Consider the following 6250-nt stretch of genomic DNA (forward strand, 5'->3'; position numbering starts at 1 on the left):
CCTCCAACAAAAAAAAATTTGCCGATTTCAAAAGTTTGGCTAGACTGGACGTTCGACATCTAGATTGCTAACTTTCCTATGGTTCAAACTATTGATAAAGGTAATTCTGAAGCACCACAAGATAAAAAGAGAGAAATAAATTATGAATATAATCGTAATTTAGTCGATATTCTCGAAAAACTGCAAATATCTCTATTTTTTTCTACTTATCAAGCAGGTAAATTAGGAGTTGTCAGTGCAAAAAACAGCAACCTCGAAATCAATTTCTATAATTTCGAGCGGGCTATGGGCATAGCTATTAACCCGACTCAAATGGCAGTTGGGGGCAAAAATTGGGTTTATTTACTAAAAAACGACCCGAACTTAGCCCGTCAAATAGAGCCTCCTGGTAGCTATGATGCTTGTTTTTTGACTAGAGGGGGGCAATATACGGGAGATATTTCGATCCACGATTTAGCTTGGGGTAACCAAGAATTATGGATAGTTAATACTAGATTTTCTTGTCTTTGTACTTTGAGCAATAATTATAATTTTTTACCCCAATGGCGACCTAATTTTATTAGTGCGATCGCAGCAGAAGATCGCTGTCATCTCAACGGAGTAGCAATGGTGGGTGGAATGCCCAAATACGTCAGTGTCTTGGGTAAAACCGATACCCCTGGAGGTTGGCGAGACAACAAAGTAGCTGGGGGCTGTATCTTAGAAGTACCAAGCAGTAGAGTTATTACTGAAGGTTTATCTATGCCCCATTCCCCTCGTATTTATGGAGATCGCTTGTGGGTACTTAATTCTGGTTATGGAGAACTAATTGCGGTAGATTTAGCCTCTGGTAAACAAGAAAAGATTATATCTTTACCAGGCTATACTCGCGGTTTAGCATTTTACGATCGCTTTGCTTTTATTGGTCTGTCGAAAATTCGCGAAACGGCAATTTTTGGCGATCTACCTATTAGCGATTGCCTGAAAGACGAAATTAAATGTGGCATTGGAGTAGTAGATTTATCAATTAAAAGCATCGTTGGCTGTCTGGAATTTTCCGCAGGAGTTGACGAAATTTTCGACGTTCAAATTACCCCTTTTGCTTCTACTAATATTTCGGGACCTCATATTATGCAAGATGAAGCACAACAAATTTGGTCTTTACCTGCCAGTGCGGCAATTTAATTTAGTAGGGGCTGTTTGAGAACAGCCCCTACTGTTTATTTATTCGACTATTTCCCCCGTAACGCTGAAAGAACGAATTTCCGTAATCTTGACTTTAACTGTCTTACCTTTTAACTCTTCAATTTTGCCAGGGAAAAAGGTCAAACGATTGCCTCTAGTTCTACCCATCACCTGATTAGGATCTTTGGTATTTTGAGCCTCGACTAAAATCTCTTCCACCCTACCTAAATACCTGTGAGAACGAGTTTCTGCCGATGTTGCTACCAAACGATTCAATCTTTGCAAGCGATCGCTTTTTACCTCTTCACTTAATTGATTCGACCACAGCGCAGCAGGAGTAGCGGGGCGAGGAGAGTAAGCAGCAGTATTAATCAGATCGAATTCAATATCTTCTACTAGTTTAAGAGTATTTTCAAACTGTTCTTCCGTTTCCCCTGGAAAGCCCACAATAGCATCGGCAGAGATCGAAGCATCGGGCATATATTCTCTGATGGTATTAATAATGCGACGGTATTTTTCATGAGTATAACCCCGCTTCATTGCCTTGAGAACTTCGTTGTCCCCAGACTGGAAGGGAATATGAAAGTGTTCGCAAACTTTGGGTAGTTCTTTACAGGCTTTAATCAGTCGTTCGGTAAAATAACGAGGATGGCTAGTAGCAAAACGAATTCTTTCCACACCAGGAACATCGTGAACGTAATATAATAAATCCGTGAGAGTGTGTTTGTGTCTGCCTTCTGGAGTGCTACCAGGCAAATCTCGACCGTAGGCATCGATGTTCTGTCCCAGTAAAGTAATCTCTTTATATCCCTGTCTGCCTAATTCCTCCATTTCTGCTTTAATCGCTTCAGGAGTTCGAGATTGTTCCGTTCCTCTAACGTTGGGAACAACACAGTAACTACATCTTTCATTGCAACCATAAATAATATTTACCCAAGCAGTTACATTACTATCGCGACGGGGTTTGGTAATGTCTTCGACAATATGAATCGGTTCTGTCGCCACTACTTGATTGCCGTCAAATACTTGACTCAGTAAATCTTCTAAACGATTGGCGTGTTGAGGTCCCATGACCAAATCCAATTCTGGCACGCGACGCAATAGTTTTTCTCCTTCTTGCTGTGCCACACATCCTGCCACTACTAAAGTTAAATCTGGTTGCTCGTGTTTGCGCTTGGCTTGTCTGCCCAAATAAGAATAGACTTTTTGTTCGGCATTATCTCGAATAGTACAGGTATTGTAGAGAACCAAATCCGCAGCATTAGGGTCTTCTGAAGCTTCAAAACCCATGTTCTCTAACACGCCAGCCATACGCTCAGAATCAGCTTTATTCATCTGGCAACCGAAGGTAACTATATTATATTTTTTGCTGGCGTTTTTCATGAACTACTAATTATAAAAAAAAATCAAACAGAACTAATATATTATTTTAAAGCGATCGGTTACAAACTGTTATCTGATAACTTCCAAGCAACAAGTCAGTTTGGTATTCAAAAGTCAAGGGAAAAGTCAATTTATTGTAACTGACATCAAAATAGATAGTGCGATCGCCAGATTGTAAATTCTTATCGATAAAAAAATCGCAGCAATAGGCGATCGAGCGCATAATTTTTGATCTTACTCTCTAAATAAAAACCAAATATAAATAACAACTTTGTTAACTACAACTGATTTTGGATCAATGAAAATCAAACTGAATAACTTAACGAATCCTATTTACATAGCACTTGGCTTATTAACTTTTGCTACATCCGTAGGAGCGAGTTCTTGGCACGAAAATCATCAAATTACGCAGCTAAACGAACCTACGTTAGTCGCTCAAAGTATTAACCCTACCATAGCAGGAGATCCTAACTTATTTGGTGTTTGGTTTTATGTAGAATCTTCTCGTAGCGTTAATGGAACTGCTGTATATCAAGAAAAAATGTCTTTTTTACCCAATGGAGAATTGCACGTATTCGATCCGATATTTATGGGTGAAGGAGTTAGAAAAGGAACTAGCGGTCTAGTTATAGATCGGGGACAATGGGCTGTGCAGAACCAGCAAATTTATACTAGGCGTTCTATTAACGAACCTTGGACGATGATTGCTTCTCAATATCAAATCGGAGACGGAGCTATGTTAGTGACTAACCCAGATCGCAGCGGTCAAAGATTGTGGACTAGAAATTAAAATATTGCGCCCGTTTTTTAAATTAAGTTGTTTTAATTAAAAAAAGATTAATCTTGCATTCATAATTTTCTTAGTTGGTGCTGCTAAATTGAGGTTAATATCGATAAACTGCTTTTTAGCTAGCTATAACGAATAACTATCTATGTCATCGACGACCAAAACTTCCTCAAAATCCCTAATTCCTTTTTCTAAAATAATTGCAGCACCCTTAATTAAAAACAAGATTACCGTTCTTCAAGTAAATCTAGGGAGAAAATGCAATCTAGCCTGTACTCACTGTCATGTAGAAGCCAGTCCCAAACGTACTGAGGAATTGTCTCCAGAAGTTTGTCAGCAGATTATTGAGATTATAAATCGCTTTCCTCAAATTGAGACAGTAGATCTGACTGGTGGTGCGCCAGAGATGAATTATGGTTTTCGTCCTATAGTAGAAGCAGCTAAGGCACGGGGAAAAGAAGTAATCGTTCGCTCTAATTTAACGATCTTTTTTGAACCTGAATATGAAGATTTACCCGAATATTTTGCCCGCCATCAACTAAGAGTTACGGCTTCTCTTCCTTGTTATTTAGAGTCTAATGTTGACAAGCAAAGGGGAGCGGGAGTTTATAATAATTCGGTTCGAGCTATTCAAAAGTTAAATCAACTAGGTTATGGTAAAAATCCTAATTTAATTCTCGATTTAGTTTACAATCCTGCTTTACCAACCAACAATGACTTTGCTTTAACTCCCAATCAGCAACAACTAGAAGCAGACTATAAAACTTATTTAAAAGATAATTTTGCCATAAGTTTTAATAACCTCTTTACTATTACTAATATTCCTATTGGTAGAACTAAGCAATTTTTACAACGGCAAGAAATTCATGACGAATATGTAAGTTTTTTAGCCAGTAATTACAATCAAGATACCTTGGAACGAGTTATGTGTCGCAACGAGCTATCTATCGACTATTTAGGAAATGTTTATGATTGCGATTTCAATCAAATGGAAAATATTCATGCCACAACTCCAGCGGGAGAAAAATTAACAGTTAGTAAGTTGCTACAATTAAATAGTTTAGATGCAATCCGCGAAATTAAAACAGCTAACTATTGTTATGGCTGTACTGCGGGAACTGGTTCTAGCTGCGGTGGTTCTTTAGTTTAGCTAGCAAAGTAATGTTTAAACATCTTAGCCAAAAACATGGCAAACTAAAGTTATTTTTGACTAAAAATGCGATCGTTAAAAAAATAATTTATTTAGTTATTTTTTTAACAATTATTTTGCCCTTATTCATTTTTACTCCCCTTAAACTTGTTTTTGATACCACATTATTTAAAAACTTTATCCAACAATATCAAGGGTATGTAGAAATTATTTTTATTGCTATTTATACTCTTTTAACTATTATTGGTATACCTGGAACAATTTTAACTATTGTTGGTGGTTGTTTATTTGGCTTGTGGCACGGTACTTTAATTTCAATTATTAGTGCTAGTTTGGGAGCTTTGGGGGCTTTTCTGACCGCTCGCTATTTGCTACAAAATTTCGCCCAAAGAAAGTTTAGTCACAACAAACAACTCAACAGATTTCAAACTGCAATTTTAAAAAGACCTTTTTCCTTTGTCCTAACAACTCGCTTAGTTCCGATTTCTCCTTTCAATCTAGTTAATTATTTATTTGGTTTAACTACAATTAATTGGTTCGACTATACCTTGGCTACTTTTGTTGGGGTTATTCCTGGAAGTTTTGCCTATACTTGGCTTGGGGTGAGTGGAGAACAAGCTATGATGGGAGGAGAGAAACTTTCCTTTTATTTAGCTTTAACTTTTCTAGCTTTATTATCAATTGTCCCTTTGCTCTTTCACAAGAAAAGAAAAACTTAAATATAAAAAACGTCTCTAGCAACTACTAAAGACGTCTAAATGTCTAAAATTCAATTGCCTCTAACAATAGCATAGATAAAGCTAATTGCGATCGCAATTGTTATTTTTCTTTTTCGCTCGCCAAACAACCAAAATATAAATTACTGACCGTTTAAAGCTGCTTGAGTTTTAGGGCGATCGATTTTGAACATCAAAACGCCCAAAGGAGGCAAGCAAACATCTAAAGAGAAAGGCATATTGTGATAAGACCAATAATCAGTCCATTTGCCACCGTAATTACCCATGTTGCTACCACCATACTTGCTAGCATCACTGTTAAATAATTCGGTATAAAAACCTTTTTCGGGTACGCCGATACGATAGTGGCTGTGGGGTTGGGGAGTAAAGTTACAAATAGCAACGATAAACTCATTGGGATCTTTACCGCGACGGATGAAGGAAACAACACTGTGACTGTTATCGCTACAATCAATCCATTCAAAACCTTCTTCTTCAAAATCTCGACTGTATAAAGCAGGTTCGCTCTTATAAATACTATTAAGATCGCTAAAGAACTGTTTTAAAGTCTTGTGAAAATGATATTGTAATAAATCCCATTCTAGATCTGCCCAGACATTCCATTCACTCCACTGAGCAAATTCCATACTCATAAACATGGTTTTCTTACCTGGATGAGCAAACATATAGGCAAACAAACAGCGAATATTAGCAAACTTTTGCCACTCGTCTCCAGGCATCTTGCCCACGATGTTGCTTTTGCCGTGAACCACTTCATCATGAGACAGTGCCAACATATAGTTTTCGCTGTGGTGATACCACATACTAAAAGTTAGGTTATTTTGATGGAACTGACGAAACCAAGGATCCATATGGAAATAGTCCAGCATATCGTGCATCCAGCCCATATTCCATTTCAAGTTAAAACCCAAGCCGCCTGTATAGGTAGGCCAAGAAACCATTGGCCAAGCGGTAGATTCTTCGGCAATAGATAGCACCCCAGGAAAATAACTAAAGAGAAGACTATTCACCTGACGTAAAAAATCCGCA

General features: G+C 37.7%; 6 protein-coding genes. 4 read left to right on the forward strand and 2 right to left on the reverse strand.

Annotated features, from left to right (window positions below):
- The first annotated feature begins 78 nt into the window (after nt 1–78).
- Nucleotides 79–1164 (forward strand): TIGR03032 family protein, encoded by a 1086-nt coding sequence (locus AC33VI_RS20150; protein WP_491784049.1) that lies wholly within the window; start codon nt 79–81, stop codon nt 1162–1164.
- 39 nt (nt 1165–1203) lie between these two features.
- Here the strand turns inward: AC33VI_RS20150 and miaB are convergent, their stop codons facing one another.
- Nucleotides 1204–2547 (reverse strand): tRNA (N6-isopentenyl adenosine(37)-C2)-methylthiotransferase MiaB, encoded by a 1344-nt coding sequence (gene miaB / locus AC33VI_RS20155; protein ID WP_491784050.1) that lies wholly within the window; start codon nt 2545–2547, stop codon nt 1204–1206.
- Between the two features lie 298 nt (nt 2548–2845).
- Here miaB and AC33VI_RS20160 point away from each other — a divergent pair, with 298 nt between their 5' ends.
- The 3 genes from AC33VI_RS20160 (at nt 2846) to AC33VI_RS20170 (ending at nt 5203) form a co-directional block, all read left to right on the forward strand.
- Complete coding sequence (locus AC33VI_RS20160) at nt 2846–3337, forward strand: hypothetical protein (protein ID WP_491784051.1); 492 nt, start codon at nt 2846–2848, stop codon at nt 3335–3337.
- A 142-nt stretch (nt 3338–3479) separates the two neighbouring features.
- A complete protein-coding gene (arsS, locus tag AC33VI_RS20165; protein ID WP_491784052.1) occupies nt 3480–4484 on the forward strand; it encodes an arsenosugar biosynthesis radical SAM (seleno)protein ArsS in 1005 nt (334 codons plus the stop codon).
- Between the two features lie 11 nt (nt 4485–4495).
- Nucleotides 4496–5203: a TVP38/TMEM64 family protein gene (locus AC33VI_RS20170; RefSeq protein ID WP_491784053.1), complete on the forward strand. Its 708-nt coding sequence runs from the start codon at nt 4496–4498 to the stop codon at nt 5201–5203.
- A 140-nt stretch (nt 5204–5343) separates the two neighbouring features.
- Here AC33VI_RS20170 and AC33VI_RS20175 read toward each other — a convergent pair.
- Nucleotides 5344–6250: alpha amylase C-terminal domain-containing protein (locus tag AC33VI_RS20175; protein WP_491784054.1), on the reverse strand; the 907-nt coding region annotated here is incomplete at its 5' end.

The organism is Waterburya sp., assembly GCF_058530065.1.